This is a genomic window from Actinomadura sp. NPDC023710 (genome assembly GCF_040639875.1).
GTDB lineage: Bacteria > Actinomycetota > Actinomycetes > Streptosporangiales > Streptosporangiaceae > Spirillospora > Spirillospora citrea.
Genome location: NZ_JBFAGB010000024.1, coordinates 33,345 through 49,720, shown reverse-complemented (window position 1 = coordinate 49,720; position 16,376 = coordinate 33,345). Strand labels below are relative to the sequence as shown.

Annotated in this window: 11 protein-coding genes; 4 read left to right on the top strand and 7 right to left on the bottom strand. The window is 72.0% G+C overall.

Translation table 11 applies throughout. From position 1 onward, the window contains the following. Nucleotides 1–15 precede the first annotated feature (15 nt). From AB0H37_RS26335 to AB0H37_RS26325, 3 genes are all read right to left on the bottom strand, one after another. The gene (locus AB0H37_RS26335) at nucleotides 16–1,878 is read right to left on the bottom strand and encodes an FAD-dependent oxidoreductase (protein ID WP_360615882.1); all 1,863 of its coding nucleotides are present in this window, start codon (nucleotides 1,876–1,878) and stop codon (nucleotides 16–18) included. Nucleotides 1,879–2,198: 320 nt separating this feature from the next. Further along, the gene (locus AB0H37_RS26330; RefSeq protein WP_329089903.1) at nucleotides 2,199–2,861 is read right to left on the bottom strand and encodes a TetR/AcrR family transcriptional regulator; all 663 of its coding nucleotides are present in this window, start codon (nucleotides 2,859–2,861) and stop codon (nucleotides 2,199–2,201) included. A gap of 373 nt (nucleotides 2,862–3,234) precedes the next feature. Beyond that, a complete protein-coding gene (locus tag AB0H37_RS26325; RefSeq protein WP_360615880.1) occupies nucleotides 3,235–4,413 on the bottom strand; it encodes an ROK family transcriptional regulator in 1,179 nt (392 codons plus the stop codon). A gap of 114 nt (nucleotides 4,414–4,527) precedes the next feature. Here AB0H37_RS26325 and AB0H37_RS26320 point away from each other — a divergent pair, with 114 nt between their 5' ends. Beyond that, on the top strand, nucleotides 4,528–8,055 hold the full coding sequence (locus AB0H37_RS26320; RefSeq protein ID WP_360615878.1) for an alpha-N-acetylglucosaminidase TIM-barrel domain-containing protein: 3,528 nt from the start codon (nucleotides 4,528–4,530) through the stop codon (nucleotides 8,053–8,055). 7 nt (nucleotides 8,056–8,062) lie between these two features. Here the strand turns inward: AB0H37_RS26320 and AB0H37_RS26315 are convergent, their stop codons facing one another. Continuing rightward, nucleotides 8,063–8,884, bottom strand: a complete 822-nt coding sequence (locus AB0H37_RS26315) for an SAM-dependent methyltransferase (RefSeq protein ID WP_179835372.1) — start codon at nucleotides 8,882–8,884, stop codon at nucleotides 8,063–8,065. 231 nt (nucleotides 8,885–9,115) lie between these two features. Between AB0H37_RS26315 and AB0H37_RS26310 the strand changes: the two genes are divergently transcribed. Continuing rightward, nucleotides 9,116–9,952, top strand: a complete 837-nt coding sequence (locus AB0H37_RS26310) for an SAM-dependent methyltransferase (protein WP_360615876.1) — start codon at nucleotides 9,116–9,118, stop codon at nucleotides 9,950–9,952. Between the two features lie 55 nt (nucleotides 9,953–10,007). Further along, nucleotides 10,008–11,534, top strand: coding sequence for an AMP-binding protein (locus AB0H37_RS26305; RefSeq protein ID WP_360615874.1), 1,527 nt, complete (start codon nucleotides 10,008–10,010; stop codon nucleotides 11,532–11,534). Between the two features lie 39 nt (nucleotides 11,535–11,573). Here the strand turns inward: AB0H37_RS26305 and AB0H37_RS26300 are convergent, their stop codons facing one another. Further along, nucleotides 11,574–12,032, bottom strand: a complete 459-nt coding sequence (locus tag AB0H37_RS26300; RefSeq protein ID WP_360615872.1) for a hypothetical protein — start codon at nucleotides 12,030–12,032, stop codon at nucleotides 11,574–11,576. 1,417 nt (nucleotides 12,033–13,449) lie between these two features. Between AB0H37_RS26300 and argG the strand changes: the two genes are divergently transcribed. Next, nucleotides 13,450–14,898 carry an argininosuccinate synthase gene (argG, locus tag AB0H37_RS26295; RefSeq protein WP_329089917.1) on the top strand — a complete coding sequence of 483 codons (1,449 nt, stop codon included), beginning with the start codon at nucleotides 13,450–13,452 and terminating at the stop codon, nucleotides 14,896–14,898. Between the two features lie 28 nt (nucleotides 14,899–14,926). On the opposite strand, the gene AB0H37_RS26290 is transcribed toward argG, so the two are convergent. Together AB0H37_RS26290 and AB0H37_RS26285 are read right to left on the bottom strand one after the other, a co-directional pair. After that, nucleotides 14,927–15,673 carry an aquaporin gene (locus tag AB0H37_RS26290; protein WP_360615870.1) on the bottom strand — a complete coding sequence of 249 codons (747 nt, stop codon included), beginning with the start codon at nucleotides 15,671–15,673 and terminating at the stop codon, nucleotides 14,927–14,929. Nucleotides 15,674–15,784: 111 nt separating this feature from the next. Then, nucleotides 15,785–16,339, bottom strand: a complete 555-nt coding sequence (locus AB0H37_RS26285; protein WP_360615868.1) for a hypothetical protein — start codon at nucleotides 16,337–16,339, stop codon at nucleotides 15,785–15,787. Between the last annotated feature and the right edge of the window lie 37 nt (nucleotides 16,340–16,376).

Sequence of the window (16,376 nt, the reverse complement as noted above, 5' to 3'; positions counted from 1 at the left end):
GATATGGCTTTCCGGCTATCCTGATTCCGGCGGCTCGTCGAGTTCGAGAAGCGACCGGAGATCCCGCGGCGTCACGGACAGGTCGTTGAGCTTCGTCGTGGCGGCCGCGTTCACGACGAAGCGCAGCGCGCCGTCCGGCGCGGGGGCCTCGCCGTTGGCGATCACGGCGCTCATAAGGGCTTTCAGGCCGTGATCGAGCCGGTCCGCCAGGGCTCGGCGGTCGTGGCGGCGCCGGGCGGCCATCCGGCGCACGTCAAGCCGTACCGCACGGGCGAACGCCGTGCGCACCGCGTCGTCCCCACCGTGGGCCACGGCCTTGGACACGGTTTCGGTCGGTTCGTCGTAGCACGATTCGAGGTGGCGCAGAACCGCCGCGGCGACGCCGACCGAGTGGTTCTTGATCGCGGCGAGGTTGAACGTGAACGCGCCCATCCGGCCGTACCGGGTGATCTCGTCGCCCTCCCTTGGGCAGCCGACCACGGTGATCGGGGCGGTGCGCACGCCGGCCGGTCCGAGGAGGAAACCGTGGCCGTCCACCTCGACGCCGCGTCCGGTCCGCCGGTGCCGCGCGGCGATCCCCCTGCCCAGCAGGTTCCGCCAGAGCGCCGAACCGACCCGCTCGTAGTCGGTCTCCCGCCCGAAGTTGGAGATCACGAGGTCCGCCTCGATCGTCCGCGCCGGCGCGGGCCCCGACACCGCCACCCGCAGCCTGCCGGCCTCGGTGGCGGTGATCCCGCCGACGGCGCCGGTGGTGTGGACGATCGGCCCGTCCTCCGCCATCGCGGCGTCGACGAACTCGGTGATGTAGGGGACGGCGCTCACGCGCAGCGTGGCCAGCAGGCTCCCGTATCGGTCGAGGAGCGCGCGGAGATCGGCCGAGGGGATCCGGGCGAGGACCTCGGGCAGGCGGGGCTCCCAGGACTTGGCGATGCGCTCGCTCACGACCGCGGGCGCCACGCCTGGATGCCGCTGGGCGACGAAGGCGCAGGCCCGTTCCCACTCGCTCCTGAAGAGGCGGACGAGCTCGTCGCGGCCCTCGTAGCCGTCGGAGTGCAGCCGTGGAGCCGGCAGGTCGAGGACGTGGTGGCGGTGGTCGGAGGGATAGGTGCGCAGCGTCAGCCCGGACCGCGAGATCATGTGGATCCTCCCGGTGTGGCCGTGCCGCAGCAGGAGTGAGGCCGAGTCGTACGCGCTCAGCAGCGTGCCGATGATGGCGACCTCGGCGTCCTGCCGGAGGCCGAGGATCCGCTGGATCCCCTGCTCGGAATAGGGGTGCCGGACGAAGCAGGGGTGGTCCCTGACGGCGTCCGCGAACGGGAGCTCCCGTTCCTCCAGCCCCGTCGCGAGGACGACGTGGTCGGCCCCGATCGTGGTCGGGTCCGGCCCGGCGCCGGATCGTGGCGAGGGGCGCTTCTCCACGACGACGTCCGCGCGGCCGGGGCCGACCGTTATGTCGACCGCCTCGCCGTCGACTTCGAGCAACTCCACGCCGTCCGGCGCCTCCCGCGCGGCCTCGGTGAGGCGGGTGCGCAGGTAGTCGGCGTAGAGCCGGCGGGGCGCCGGACCGGACTCGGTGAAGGTGAAGTCCCTCCACCTCGGGGGCCAGCCGGTCCGGTCGGCCTCGGTGTTCGCCCAGTCCACGAAATCGTCGACGTCCTCCCGGAACATCGACATGCGGCCCGCCTGGATATTGAAGACGTGGTGCCAGTGGTTGCCTGAACGGTGATAGGCCACGCCCGCACTGCGATATTCGGGCCGCCGCTCTATCAGCACCACTTGTAAAGGTTCCCGGGCGAACTGCATGAGACGTATGGCGGTGGCGGTTCCGGCTAAGCCCGCTCCGACGATGACGACCCTGCGGGATCCTGGAAAGCCCACGTGACCACTCCTCCGCCCGAGCCGAACGGCTATGGAAAATCCCCCACTGTTGAGCGTAGCGCGCATTATCGCCCAAGCTCAACGGTTTGGCCGCCGAACGGGCCGCGCATATTCGCGTGTCGGCGGCCGCCTCGTGCCGGGACCAATCCAGCGGCGCTCCGCTGGAAAGTCGCTTCCCGGGGAAAGTCGCGTTCCAAAGCAATTTGCTATATAAATTCTTAGCGAATATGCCGGCGAGCGAACGCCCGGCCGCGCGTACGTGAGCCGGCGCGACGTGGGCGGGTCCGTGCCGGCCCCGTTCCCGTCCGAGGATCCGGGCGCTACCGGTTTGCCGAGCGCCGGTCACCGCGGGGCGGTGCGGGCGTCGCGCCGTAGACCGTGAGCCAGATCGTCCGGGCGAGGGTGCGCGCGATCCGCTCGTCTCCCGCGCCCTCGTCGTGGTGGCAGTGCGCGGAGATCGTCCGTTCCACGGTCCAGATCAGTACCTGGGCCGTCGACCGGACGTCCATCTCCGGGTCCACGGTGCCCGCCCGCCGCTCCCTCTCCAGCCGGTTCTGCACGACGGCGGCGAACCGCCGTATCCGCTCGCGCCAGAACTCCGCGACCTCGGGGTCGTACCCGGCGACCTCGGCCAGGGCATGCAGGACGCGGCGGTGCTCGCGGTACGCGGTGATCATCTGCCGCATGGCGCGGGCGACGCCGTCGACCCCGTCGGAGTGGTCGGCCCGCCACCAGATGACGGCCTCGCCGAACAGCGCGTCGACCGCCTCGTCCGCCAGTGCGAGGAGCAGCCGGCTCTTGTCCGGGAAGTGCAGGTAGAGGGTGGAGCGCGCCACCCGCGCTCGCTCGGCTATGCGTTGCACGGGCAGCTCGGTGTAGGGCGTGCCGTCGGCCATCATCTCCGTCGCCGTCCGCAGCACGCGGCGCCGGACGTCGTCGCGCCGCTCCCGGACCTTCCTGCGGGGCTGGGTGGTGGTCGCCATGGCCGCAGCGTACCGCCTCCAGGCCGGGATCGGACAGTGTGTCGACACAATGCTTGACAGCATCCGGAACCCGCGGCCGGCCGGGGGCCGGACGTCACGGGGGCTCAGCCGAGGAGGCTCAACGTGATCCGCTCCACCGTCCGCCGCGCCGCCGCCACTCTGGCGCTCGCGACCACCACGCCCCGAACCTGTTCATGGCCGGCGACTACGTCCGCACCCATGTCGACCTGGCCACCATGGAGGGCGCGAACGAGTCCGGCGCCGCGCCGCCGTCAACGCGCTGCTGGACGGCGTCAAGAAGCTCGACGCCCAGCGCTACCGCTCCGGCCTGCCCAACCTCTTCGACGCCCTTCCTGGATGATCTTTCGGCGCCTCAGACGGTGAGGCGGCGCCAGACCTCGTCGAGGGCCAGGTGCAGGGCGCCGGTGAGGACGGTGTCCTCGGCGAGGCCGGAGAACTCCACGGCGGGAGGGGTGAGGGTCAGCTCGGCCAGGTGCCGGGTGATGGCGCCGAGCAGGACGGACCCGGCGCGGGCGACGCCGCCGCCGATCACGACGGTGTCGGGGTCGAGGACCAGCACGGCGGGGGCGATCGCCTGCGCGAAGGTCGCGGCCACGGCGTCCACGACCTCCTGGGCGACGGCGTCTCCGGCGGCGGCCGCGGCGAAGACGGCGGCGGCGTCGGCCTCGCCGGCGCGCAGGGCGGACTCGGGGTGCCCGCGGGCGGCGCGGCGGGCCCGCGCGGCGATGGCCTCGGCGCCGATGGTGCGCTCCAGCGGGCCCCGCCCGTCGCCGGTCTCCGGGACGCGGCCGGGCGGGCGGATGAAGCCGATCTCCCCGGCGGCGCCCGAGCCCCGGTGGAGGCGGCCGTCGATCACGACGCCCGCGCCCAGGCGCTCGCCCCACTGCACGGCCAGCAGGGTCCCGCGCTCACCGGCGACGGCCAGGGCGGCGAGGTTGGCGTCGTTCTCGACCTGGACGGGGCAGGGAAAGCGGTCGCGCAGGTGGCCGGAGAGGTCCACCGACGTCCAGCCCGGGACGCTCGGCGCCAGCAGGACGCGCCCGGCGCCGGGGTCGACGATGCCCGGCGTCGCGACCACCACGCCGGCGATCTCGTCCGCGCCGAGGCCGGCCTCCCGCAGGGCGCTCTCGATCACCTCGTCGACGGCGCGCAGCAGGTGACCGGCCTCGCTCCGCCCGACCGGGCGGCGCACGGCCGCCAGGCGCCGGGCGGCGAGGTCGCTGACCCCCGCGCTGACCGTGTGGGGGCCGACGTCGAGCCCCAGCACGGGCGCGGCGCGGCCCCGCAGAGAGACGCGCACGGCGGGGCGGCCGCCGTGCCGGGAGGCGGCCGCCGGATCGTGCTGCTGGAGCCAGCCGGCCTCGACCAGGTCGTCCACCGCCTGCCCCACGGTGGGACGGGTGAGCCCGGTCAGCTCGACGAGTTCGGCCAGGCGCAGCGGATCGGGCGCGCGCTCGCGCACCGCCCGCAGAACGGCGGCGGTGTTGAGGCGGCGCAGCACCGGGGTGCCGACCGCGCGATCCTCTTTCATGCCCCTCCAGAAGATCGCGGACGAACCCTTGACCGCGGGACCCGGCGCCTTCATGATGAAGGCCGCTCCAGTTTTTCAACGAGCTTAACAAACCTCGCGGTGGAGGTGTCCGCCATGGTCCCGGGCCGACGAACAGAAACCGGTGGCCGCTCGCGGTCGGCCATCGTCATGCTGGTCGCGCTGCTGGCGGTCTCGATGACCGCGGTGGTTCCGGCCGCCGCGCGCGACGCCGAACCGGCGGCCCGCGCCACCGGACCCGCCGCCCGCACGCTGGAGCGGCTCCTCGGCCGGGGACGGGCAGGCCAGGTCGAGCTGCGGACGATTCCCAGGGGCTCCGGCCCCGACCGCTTCCGGGTCTCCGCCGAGCACGGGCGCCTGGTCGTCGCGGGCACGTCCCCGGCCGTCCAGCTCACAGGATTCGGCCGTTACCTGCGGGAGGTCGCGCACGCGAACGTCGCCATCGGCGGGACGCAGCTCGACCTGCCCGGGCGGCTGCCGCTGCCGTCCGCGCCGATCGAGGCCGACTCCTCGGTCGCGCACCGGTTCGCGCTCAACGACACCAACGAGGGATACGCCGGCGCGTACCTGAGCTGGGAGGAGTGGGAGCGCCGCATCGACGCGCTCGCGCTGCTCGGCATCAACGAGGTCCTCGTGTACGAGGGGCAGGACGCGGTCTACCAGCGGACGTTCCAGCAGTTCGGCTACAGCGCCGCGGACATGCGCGCCTGGATCCCGCAGCCGGGCCATCAGGCGTGGTGGCTGCTGCAGAACATGTGCTGCACCGACTCGCCGATCTCCCAGCAGCTGATCGACCGGCGCGCGGCGCTCGCCCGGCGCATGGTCGACCGGCTGCGCGAGCTGGGCATGACGCCGGTGCTGCCGGGCTTCTACGGCACCGTCCCGACCGATTTCGAGACCCGCAATCCCGGGGCCAACACCGTCCCGCAGGGCACCTGGAACGGCCTGGAGCGCGCGGACTGGCTCGACCCTACCGGGCCCGAGTTCGGAAAGGTCGCCGGGGCGTTCTACCAGGCGCAGACCCAGCTGTACGGGGCGAGCACGATGTACAAGATGGACCTCCTGCACGAGGGCGGGCGGGCCGGGTCCGTGCCGGTGCCCGAGGCGTCCCGGGCCGTGCAGGACGCGCTCGAAGCGGCGCATCCCGGCGCGACCTGGGTGATCCTCGGCTGGCAGAACAACCCCCGCAAGGAGACCCTCCAGGCGGTCGACCGCTCCCGCATGTTCATCGTGGACGGCATCACGGAGCAGCCCGACATCACCGACCGCGACAAGGACTTCCTCGGCACGCAGTACGCCTTCGGCACGATCTGGAACTTCGGCGGCCACCAGAACTTCGGCGCCGGCCTCACCGTGTGGAACGAGAAGTTCCACGCCTGGCGCGCCAGGCAGGGGACGGCCATGAACGGCATCGCCCTGATGCCCGAGGCCATCGACAACAACCCGGCCGCGGTGGCGTTCTTCGCCGACATGCCGTGGCGGGACGGCCCGGTCGACGTGGACGCCTGGTTCGACCAGTACGCCACCGCCCGCTACGGGGCCGCCGACCCGCACGCGCTCGCGGCCTGGCGGATCATCGGCCGGACCGCCTACGCGTGGCCCGCGGGCAAGGACACCCGGCACGTGACCGGCCTGTTCGACGACCAGCCGAACCTCACCGCCACCGGGACGCCGCTGCAGTACGACCCGGGCGAGTTCGAGAAGGCCCTGCGCGAACTGCTCGACGTCGATCCGCGGCTGCGGCGCTCCGGCGCGTACCGCTACGACCTCGTGGACGTCGCCAGGCAGGTGCTGGCCAACCGCGGCAGGCTGCTCCTGCCGAAGATCCGCGCCGCCTACCGGGACGGCGACCGCACCGCCTTCGCGCGGCTCACCGACCGGTGGATGGGCGAGATCCGCCTCATGGACGACGTCCTCGGCGCCGACCCGCACTTCCTCCTCGGCACCTGGCAGCGCGAGGCGTCCCGGCAGGCGGCGGACCGCAGGGAGGCGGCGACCCTCGACTACAACCTCAAGTCGCTGGTCACGCTGTGGGAGAGCGACAGCCCCGGCCTCCAGGACTACGCGCGCCGCGAGTTCAACGGGCTGGTCGGCGGCTACTACGCCGAGCGCTGGAAGACGTTCTTCGACGAGCTCGGGCGCGCCATGAGGACCGGCGCGGAGCCGCAGCGGATCGACTGGCGCGCCGTCGCCGAGCGCTGGGCGCACGGCGGCACCCGCTACGCCGCCGAGCCGCACGGCGACGCCCACCGGCTGGCGCGGCGGGTGGCCGAGGAACCGGCGGGCGCGCTGGCCCTCGCCACCGACCGCAAGGGCGTCGAGCCGGGCGGCGCCGTCCGCGTCACCGCGACGTTCACCAACGAGTCGACGCTCAGCGAGGCCCGGAAGGCGCGCTTCCGGCTGGCCGCACCAGCCGGCTACAGGATCGCGGCGGGATCCGGTCCCGCCGGCGATGTCGCCCCCGGCGAGACCGCCACCGCGACCTGGACGGTGACCGCACCCGCCGACGCCCGGCCCGGCGCCCTGCCGGGCCTGGACGCCACGGTCTCGTGGCGCACCGCCGGAGGCGACTCCGAACAGGCGAGCGCGCACTCCCTCCTCATGGTCGGCAGCGGCACGGTGGGGGCGCCCTACAAGACCTTCGCCTCCACCGCGGCCGAGTTCGCGCAGTCCGGCGACACGGTCGGCATCGCCGCGGGCGGCAAGGACATGTGGGGCGAGACCAACGAGTTCGCGACCGTCTACAAGGAAGGCGGGCTGACCCCGGGGCACGCGGTCTCCACGAAGGTGACCAGGCTGGACGGGTCGTCCGACTGGACGCGGGCCGGACTGGTCGCGGGCGACGACCTGGCCCGGGCCGGGTCCGCCGGGTACGCCACCATCGCCGTGACGCCCGCCCACGGGTGCGTCTTCTCCCGCGACGCCGACGGCGACGGCCGGCTCGACCACTACACCGAGGTCGGCGGGTTCACCGCGGGCGAGGTCCACGTGCGGCTGAGCAGGGACGGCGACCGGATGACGGGATCGTGCAGCTCCGACGGCAGGAACTGGGCCGTGGTCGGCTCCGGCACGGTCCCCGGCACGGCGGGCGCCCAGGACGTCGGCATGTTCGTCAGCGCGGTCAACGGCCACACCGCTCAGGAGGCGATCGCGCAGTTCGGCGGCGGCATCCTCGCCTCGCCCAGCACGTCCCGGGACGGGTCGGGCGACCCGCTGCAGAGCCTCCGCAAGCCGGTGACGGCGCTGTCCTCCGAGCCCGGGCGGCCCCCGGAGGCCGCCAACGACGGCAGCCGCGCCAACTCGCCCTACTGGGGCGGCCAGATGACCTACGGCGAGAACTGGTGGCGGGTCGACCTGGGCGCCGTCGACGACGTCTCGCGCGTCAACGTCCGCAACTACGTCGACGGGACCCGCTACTACACCTACCGGCTGGAGGGCAGCCTCGACGGCGACCACTGGTTCACCCTCGGCGGGCGCAACGGGCCCCGCCCCGCCGCCGACGCGGGCGACACCATGACCACCGAGGCCGAGGCCCGCTACATCCGGGTGGTCGGTTCCGGCAACACCGCCAACCTCACCTTCCACCTCACGGAGGTGAGCGTCTACGGCACTCCGGTGGGGTGACGCGCGCTCAGGGCTTGCGCCCGACGCCCCCGACGCTCCAGATCGGCCTGGACGACTCGATGGTCTCGTGCTCGGGACGCCACAGAGGAAGGTAGACGACGCCGGGCTCGATCAGGTCCCAGCCGGAGAAGAGCCCTTCCACCTCGGCCCTGGTCCGGACGTTCGAGCGCGGCTTGCCGCGGATCGCGTGGGTCTCCTGCTGGTAGAGGAAGGCGAGCCTGGCGGTGACCTCCGGGCACAGGTCGCTGACCGGATGCGAGATCGCGATATGGCTGCCCGGCGCCATCAGGTCGCCCAGCCGCCGGACGCTCCACGCCACTTCCTCGTCGTCGGGAATGGCGTAGAGCACGTGGAAGAACAGCAGCGCCGTCGGCCGGTCGAGGTCGATCAGGCGGCGCAGGTCGGGGTGCCGCGCGATTCCTTCGGCATCCCGCATGTCGGCCTCGACGACCGTGGTGTAGGGGTTCTTTCCCAGCAGTGCCTGCGCGTGGACGCGCACGACGGGGTCGTTGTCCACGTAGACGACCCGGCAGTCCGGCGCCACCGCCTGGGCGATCTGGTGCACGCTTCCCTGGGTGGGCAGGCCGGTCCCGATGTCGAGGAACTGGCGTATCCCCGCGGCGGCGAGGAACCGCACGACGCGGTCCAGGAACTTGCGCCCCTCGCGTGCCAGGACGGGCAGTTCCGGCGCCAGCTCGATCGCCTGGAGCGCCGCCTGCCGGTCCGCGGCGTAATTGTCCTTGCCGCCGAGGAAGTAGTCGTGCATCCGGCTCTCGTTGGGCGCCGTCGGATCGAAGGTCTGCGGCTCGTGCCCCGCGGGGAAGGGCATGGCTTCTCCATTCAGCTGACATCCGAGCGGTGACGCACGGCGGCCGGGAATCGCCCAGTATGGCACGCACCTTTCCGGTATGCCCGACGTACTCGAGGTAGGTGCCCCGGCCGGGCACGTCGATCGTCGGCGCCGGGCCGCCGGGGCCGTGCCGCCGGACCGAATCGTGATCGGTCGTTTCTGTGGACCGGTCCGACGGGACGGGCGCAGACCGTAGAGTTGGGTGCGAAGATGATCAGCGTGGGCGGCCGGCAGGGAGGCACGGTGGCAGGCGAGGGGCTTCGGCCAGGCGGATTCGACCCGAGCGTGCCGAACATCGCTCGCATGTACGACTACTACCTCGGCGGCAAGGACCACTACGAGGCCGACCGCCTCCGCGCCGAGGAGGCCAAGTCCGCCGACCCCACCCTGATCACCCTGATCAAGGAGAACCGGGCGTTCATGGGCCGCGCCGTCCGGTACATGGCCGAGCAGGGCATCGACCAGTTCCTCGACATCGGCACCGGGCTGCCCACCCAGCAGAACGTCCACCAGATCGCCCAGTCGGTGAACCCCGCCGCACGCGTCGCCTATGCCGACTACGACGGCCAGGTCGTCGCGCACGGACGGGCGATCCTCGCCGACTCGCCCGGCACCCGGATGGTCCAGGCCGACATCCGCCGCCCCCGCGAGATCCTGGAGCACCCCGAGATCACCCGGCTGCTGGACTTCGGGAAGCCGGTCGCGCTGCTGACGATCGCCACCCTGCACTTCATCCCGGACGAGGACGACCCGCCCGGCGTCATGGCCGAGTTGCGCGAGGCGCTCGCGCCCGGCAGCCACATGGCGATCACCCATGCCTCCGGAGACGGCGTCCCCGACATCGTGGCGAAGGTCGTGGAGGTCTACAAGAGGACGAACGCGCCCGGCACGCCGCGCACCCTTGACCAGGTGACGGGCCTGTTCGGCGACTTCGAACTGGTCGACCCGGGCCTGGTGTGGGCGCCGCTGTGGCGGCCGGAGCACCCGGTCTCCCTTGAGGAGGCCCTGCCGATCTGGTTCTACGCCGGGGTCGGCCGCAAGCTCTGAGGTGTGCGTGCACGACCGCTCCCTGACGAATGCCACCGGGACGAGGGAAGGCGACATGCGGGCAGTGACGGTCGGCGGAGCGCTGGAGGCCGCGGCGACGCGGGACGAGGCGTTCCTGTACGACGGCGACGGCACCATCACGTTCGGCGGGTTCGACGAGCTCGCCGACCGGGTCGCGGCGGGCCTGCTGGCCCGCGGCGTCGGAAAGGGCGATCGGATCGGCCTGCTCGGCCCCAACACCGCGCAATGGCTCGCGGTGTTCTTCGGCGCGGCCAGGATCGGCGCCGTGGTCGTCCCGCTCAACGTCCGCTACCGGGAGCAGGAACTGGCCTACATGCTCGGCCAGAGCGGCGCCCGGCTGGTCGTCGGCGTCGACGCCGTGCCCGACTTCGACTTCGCCGCGTACTTCGAGTCGTCCGGCATCCCCGCCGTGCACTTCGGCGCGGGCTTCGACGCCCTGGCCTCGACCCCGGCCCCGCCGGCCCTCACCGCGGCCCGCGCCGCGGTGGATCCGGACGACCCGCTGATGATCCTCTACACGTCCGGCACCACGGGACGCCCCAAGGGCGCCGTCATCACCCATCGGAGCATCCTGGCCTCGGCCTCGGCCCAGGCCGAGCACTTCGGGATGACCGGCGAGGACGTCCTGCTCGGCCACCTCCCGTTCAACCACGTCGGCGGGATCACCTGCACCATCATGGCCGCGCTGGTCAGCGGCGGCTCGGTCGCGCTGCTGCCCGCGTTCTCCCCGGACGCCGCGCTGCGCGCCGTCGAACGCCACCGGGTGACGTTCCTCGGCGCCGTCCCCACGATGTACGTGCTGATGCTCGGCCGCCCCGACTTCGCCGAGCACGACCTCTCGTCCGTCCGGCTGTGCATGGCGGGCGGCTCCAACGTGGAGCCCGCGCTCGCCGACGCGATCCGCCGCGGCTTCCCCGGAGCGCCTCTCTACGGCCTCTACGGCCTGTCCGAATCCTCAGGCGCCTGCGTCCTGTCCCCGATGGACGACGACCCCGAGACGGTCTCCCGGACCCTCGGCGCGATCATCGGCGACTTCGAGGCGCGCGTGACGGCCCCCGACGGGACCGTCCTGCCGCCGGGGGAGACCGGCGAGCTCCAGATCCGCGGCGCCTGCGTCGCCGCCGGCTACTGGGACATGCCGGACGAGACCGCCGAGGTCTTCCTGCCGGACGGCTGGCTCGCCACCGGCGACATGGTCGCCGGGGAGCCCGACGGGCACCTGGTCCTGCGCGGCCGCAAGAAGGAGATGTACATCCAGGGCGGCTTCAACGTCTACCCGGTCGAGATCGAGAACGTCCTGACCGCCCACCCGAAGGTCGCGATGGCCGCCGGGATCGGCGTCCCCGACGCGATCCTCGGTGAGGTCGGCCGCTTCTACGTCGTCCCGCGCCCGGGCGCCGAACCGCCCACCGCCGACGAACTGACCGCCTACTGCCGCGACCGCCTGGCCGACTACAAGGTCCCCCGCCAGTTCGTCATCACCCCGGACGTTCCGCTGACCCCCGTAGGCAAGATCCACAAAGCCCTCCTGCAGGAACGCGACCACTCCGCGGCGACCTGAGCCCGGCGCCGGGGAGGGGCGGCCCCCCGGCTGCCGGGCCTAGCAGTGCGCGTGGACGTCGAGGATGGCCTGGGCGAGGGTCTCCGAGGCGGGCGCGTTGACGAGCCTCCACTGCGCGGCGCAGGGGATGAGGGCCCACCATTCCTTGGTGTGGGTGCCCCACCAGCACAGGACACCGAAGCGGGCATGGAGGTAGGCGATCGTTTCCGTGTGGGGCGTGCCGGGGCCGGGCGGCGGGATCGGCAACGCGGTGCCGTCCCTCACCGGACGGCGCGCCCGGGCGGCGAGCGCGGCCGCCACATAGGGGGTGAGGATCCGGGCGATCCGCTCGGCCGCGCGGGCCGGGTTGGTGTGCGGGGCCAGATCCTCACCCGTGCTCGACCGGTACCACCAGGCGTCGGACGTCGATCCGGGGGCGAGCGTGACGCTCTCCCCGAACCCCGGGACGGCCGGGTCGAAGACGCGCAGGAGCGGGAGGGGCCCGTCGTAGCGCGCCACGGCCTTCCAGCCCTCCCGGACGACCTCCTGTGCAAGTCGGTCAAGATGGCTTGTAATGGAGGAAGTTGAGGCTGGGGCCTGCAGATTCTTCGGTTCGATCCACCCCATTACCGGCGCACCCACTTACGGGGGTCGGGTCTCGGACGGCAGGCCGCGCGGCTGAGCTCGTTGGTGAGCGCCTTGCGGAGCTCTTCGGCGGTGTTGCATATAACGGTCGGGTCAATGCCGGCCTTTGGGTCGTGCAGGGTGGCGACCCAGTCGCCGAGCCTCCCGTCGTAGCGCGTGGCGCGCCAGATTCGGTGGCCTTGGAAGTCCTCGCGGAGACGGGCTAACGCCTGGTCAGCGGGGTTGACGGGCGTGTCCATGATCAGTTCAAGCTTCCGTTGGTGTGGTTGCTCTCCGTTACCGTCCTCAATCTTCCCGTGACCGGGTCGACTTTTGGAAGAGCGGGGAGCCCAACAGATGGAAAGCTCTCGGCGCCGTTAGAAAACACATCGCTTTCGGGTCGCCCGTGTTTCCCGTCCCCGCTGCCCCGCAACCGCGGGGTTCCGTGTACCTCCGGCTGCTTTGGCGGTGAACGCCTGTTTGCCGAACCGACTCCATCTCGTTTCCCTCCGTTCCGTGCAATCCGGTGTAACCGGACAATTCTCCGTCGGATGTCGGCGCCCCGGGGATCACTGGAGTGGGGCCCGGGGTTCGGACGGCTCCGCAATGGAACGCCTCCTCTGCTCGTGCGACCGGCTTCCGGCAGTGCCATGAACCAGGGAACGCGAGGCCGCGCAGAATGTGAGGCGATCGGCCACAAGCGGTCATTCTCAGGTTTCGGAATGGCGCATTACGGTCATTCCCATTTCGCATGTGAAACTTGCGCGGCAAGTGTTGGTGTCAGGGTCGATGATTATTAACCGGCCGCGCGTGGATCGGCATCTCGATGGGACGAATACGCGACGAATGAAGCATCTCGCATTGAGGCTTGAGTCCATGCCGCTTCGCGCACTTGCGTCCACGGCCGGCCGCCTGGTAAGCGGCGAACCGTGAAAGCCGAATGATCCGCACGCGCGAAACCGGTGCGAACTCGGAGACGAGTGATGGAACGGTGCCTTCGGGGTCGCGCTGATGCGGCGGCCCATACATGAGGGAGACGACTCGCCGAGTAAGAAACGAGGTATCCGCTGGTCAAGCTCTTCCGATGGATGTGGGGCATGTCCTTCGCCGCGTGGGGATCGAGTTTCACCGTGGGGGGACCGAGGTCGGCCGGAGCGCTCGCCCTCGCGCTGATTCCTCCTTCCTGTGAACGCGCATCGGGCCGGGGCCGGCCCCGGAAGCGACGCCCCGACGCCCGGCCCGGCCGGTGGGGTGCGGGCGAGCCTGAAGCACCGCGTTGCATGTTCATGCAGGAGCGTGCATACTTGTGCTCATGTCCAAAGTGCTGACCTCCCTGCCCGTCGGTGAGCGCGTCGGGATCGCCTTCTCCGGTGGCCTCGACACTTCGGTGGCGGTCGCGTGGATGCGCGACAAGGGCGCGGTGCCGTGCGCCTACACCGCCGACATCGGGCAGTACGACGAGCCCGACATCGCGTCCGTGCCCGGCCGCGCCGCCAAGTACGGGGCGGAGGTCGCGCGCCTGGTCGACTGCCGGGCCGCCCTCGTGGAGGAGGGGCTCGCCGCCCTGGCGTGCGGCGCGTTCCACATCCGCTCCGGCGGCCGCAGCTACTTCAACACCACCCCGCTCGGACGGGCCGTGACGGGGACCCTCCTGGTCCGCGCCATGCTGGAGGACGACGTCCAGATCTGGGGCGACGGCTCGACGTTCAAGGGCAACGACATCGAGCGGTTCTACCGGTACGGGCTGCTGGCCAACCCGTCCCTGCTGGTCTACAAGCCCTGGCTCGACGCCGACTTCGTCACCGAGCTCGGCGGCCGCACGGAGATGTCGCAGTGGCTGCTCGCCCGCGGCCTGCCCTACCGCGACAGCGTGGAGAAGGCCTACTCGACCGACGCCAACATCTGGGGCGCGACCCATGAGGCCAAGGCGCTGGAGCACCTCGACGCCGGGATCGAGATCGTCGATCCGATCATGGGCGTGCGGTTCTGGGACCCCGCCGTGGAGATCTCCGCCGAGGACGTCACGATCGGCTTCGAGCAGGGCCGCCCGGTGACGATCAACGGCAAGGAGTTCGGGTCCGCCGTCGACCTGGTGCTGGAGGCCAACGCCATCGGGGGACGGCACGGCATCGGGATGTCCGACCAGATCGAGAACCGCGTCATCGAGGCCAAGAGCCGCGGCATCTACGAGGCGCCCGGCATGGCGCTGCTGCACGCGGCCTACGAGCGGCTCGTCAACGCGATCCACAACGAGGACACCCTCGCCACCTATCACAGCGAGGGGCGGCGGCTCGGCCGGCTCATGTACGAGGGACGCTGGCTGGACCCGCAGGCGCTGATGCTGCGCGAGTCGCTGCAGCGCTGGGTCGGGATCGCCGTCACCGGCGAGGTCACCCTGCGGCTGCGGCGCGGCGAGGACTACTCCGTCCTCGACACCGCCGGGCCCGCCTTCAGCTACCACCCCGACAAGCTGTCCATGGAGCGCACCGAGGACTCCGCCTTCGGCCCCGTGGACCGGATCGGCCAGCTGACCATGCGCAACCTCGACATCGCCGACTCGCGCGCCAAGCTGGAGCAGTACGCCGGGCTCGGCATGGTCGGCAGCGCGCACCCGGCCCTGATCGGCGCCGCGCAGGCGGCCTCCACCGGGCTGATCGGCGCGATGCCGGCGGGCGGCGCGGAGGCGATCGCCTCCCGCGGCAAGGACTCCCGGGACGCCGAGGTGCTCGACCGCGCCGCCATGGAGTTCGGCACCGACTGAGCCGCGCCCCGCCGGGCCGCCGGTGGAGCTAGGGGGCCTCGTCCTCCTGCACGGGCGGGAGCGGGGTCTCCTTCTCCGGCGGCCCGACGAAGCCGTGCAGCGCCGCGGCCACCACGGCCCCCACCAGGGGCGCGACGATGAACAGCCACACCTGCGACAGGGCCGTCCCGCCCACGACGACGGCCGGCCCGAGGCTGCGGGCCGGGTTGACCGAGGTCCCCGTGATCGGGATGCCGATGAGGTGGACGGTCGTGAGGGCGAGGCCGATGCCGACCCCGGCGACGGACGGGATGGCCGCCGTGCTCGTCATGGACAGGACGATGAACACGAACAGGGCGGTCAGCACGACCTCCGTGAGGAACGCGCCGCCCATGTCGATGTGGATGAGGCTGGCGTCGCCCCACCCGTCCGCGCCGAGGCCGGTCACGGAGCGGGCGTAGAGCGGCGAGCCGGAGAAGGTCGCCCACAGCAGGAGCGCGCCCAGGATGCCGCCGGCGAACTGGGCGATCCAGTAGCCGACGGCGTCGAGCGGCGGGATCCGGCGGGCGAGCAGCACGCCCAGCGTGACGGCCGGGTTGATGTGGCAGCCCGAGATCGGCCCGATCGCGTAGACCAGGACGAGGAGCACCAGGCCGAAGGCCAGCGCCGTCGCGACGACGCCCGCCGAGAGGCTGCGCCCGGCGACGCCGAAGCCGAACGACAGGGTCGCCACGCCCACCGCGAAGTAGACCAGGAGCAGCGTGCCCATGAGCTCCGCCGCGATCCTCCTGTACACGCGCTCACCTTCCCCCGAGGATCTGATGCCCTCGGCCTACCCCCGGGGGCGAAGAAGATCATCTCGGCGTGATCGCCGTGACCCAGAAATGGGGGCGGCTTGGGGAACCGGTCAGGCGTGCTGGGCCAGGCTGGTCCAGCTCTCGTCCCAGAGGGCGTCGCGGCGGCGGTCGCAGCGGCGGCGGACGAGGAGGTAGGCGGCCAGCAGAGGGGCCCCCACGGCGACCGCGGCCGTGGCCGCGGCCACCGCGGTGGTGGCCAGCGTGGCGGTGCGGGTCTGAGGGTGCTGGATCGGATTGCCCGCCGCGTCCACCCAGATGCGCTGCTCCATGCCCGGTCTGACGGACTTGTCGGCCGGGACGACGGTGGTCCGCATCCGGCCGTCGAGGGACGTCCAGGCCAGCTCGGCGTAGGTGTGCCGCACGCCCGCGCCGCCCTGGGAGTCGGTGTGGACGACCTGCGCCGTGACGCGGTGGACGTTGCGGTGCTCGGCCCGGACGCCGCTGCGGTGGGCATCGACGGCCAGGAGCACGGACGCGGGCGGGGCGAGCACCGTGAACAGCACCGCGGCGGCGACGCCGACCTTCCATTGGCGGCGGTCGACGCCGCGTCGCAGATCGTTGCGGTCGAAGCCGAAACGGCGGCGGACCCGTCCTAGCCTTCTCATTGACTCCTCCTTCGTCCGTGACAGTAATCGCTCCGGG

Coding starts and splice junctions, on each gene's coding strand:
- AB0H37_RS26310 (WP_360615876.1), top strand. CDS start 9,116: ATGATCAGCGTGGGCGGCCGGCAGGGAGGCACGGTGGCAGGCGAGGGG.
- AB0H37_RS26315 (WP_179835372.1), bottom strand. CDS start 8,884: ATGCCCTTCCCCGCGGGGCACGAGCCGCAGACCTTCGATCCGACGGCG.
- AB0H37_RS26305 (WP_360615874.1), top strand. CDS start 10,008: ATGCGGGCAGTGACGGTCGGCGGAGCGCTGGAGGCCGCGGCGACGCGG.
- AB0H37_RS26330 (WP_329089903.1), bottom strand. CDS start 2,861: ATGGCGACCACCACCCAGCCCCGCAGGAAGGTCCGGGAGCGGCGCGAC.
- argG (WP_329089917.1), top strand. CDS start 13,450: ATGTCCAAAGTGCTGACCTCCCTGCCCGTCGGTGAGCGCGTCGGGATC.
- AB0H37_RS26320 (WP_360615878.1), top strand. CDS start 4,528: ATGGTCCCGGGCCGACGAACAGAAACCGGTGGCCGCTCGCGGTCGGCC.
- AB0H37_RS26325 (WP_360615880.1), bottom strand. CDS start 4,413: ATGAAAGAGGATCGCGCGGTCGGCACCCCGGTGCTGCGCCGCCTCAAC.
- AB0H37_RS26285 (WP_360615868.1), bottom strand. CDS start 16,339: ATGAGAAGGCTAGGACGGGTCCGCCGCCGTTTCGGCTTCGACCGCAAC.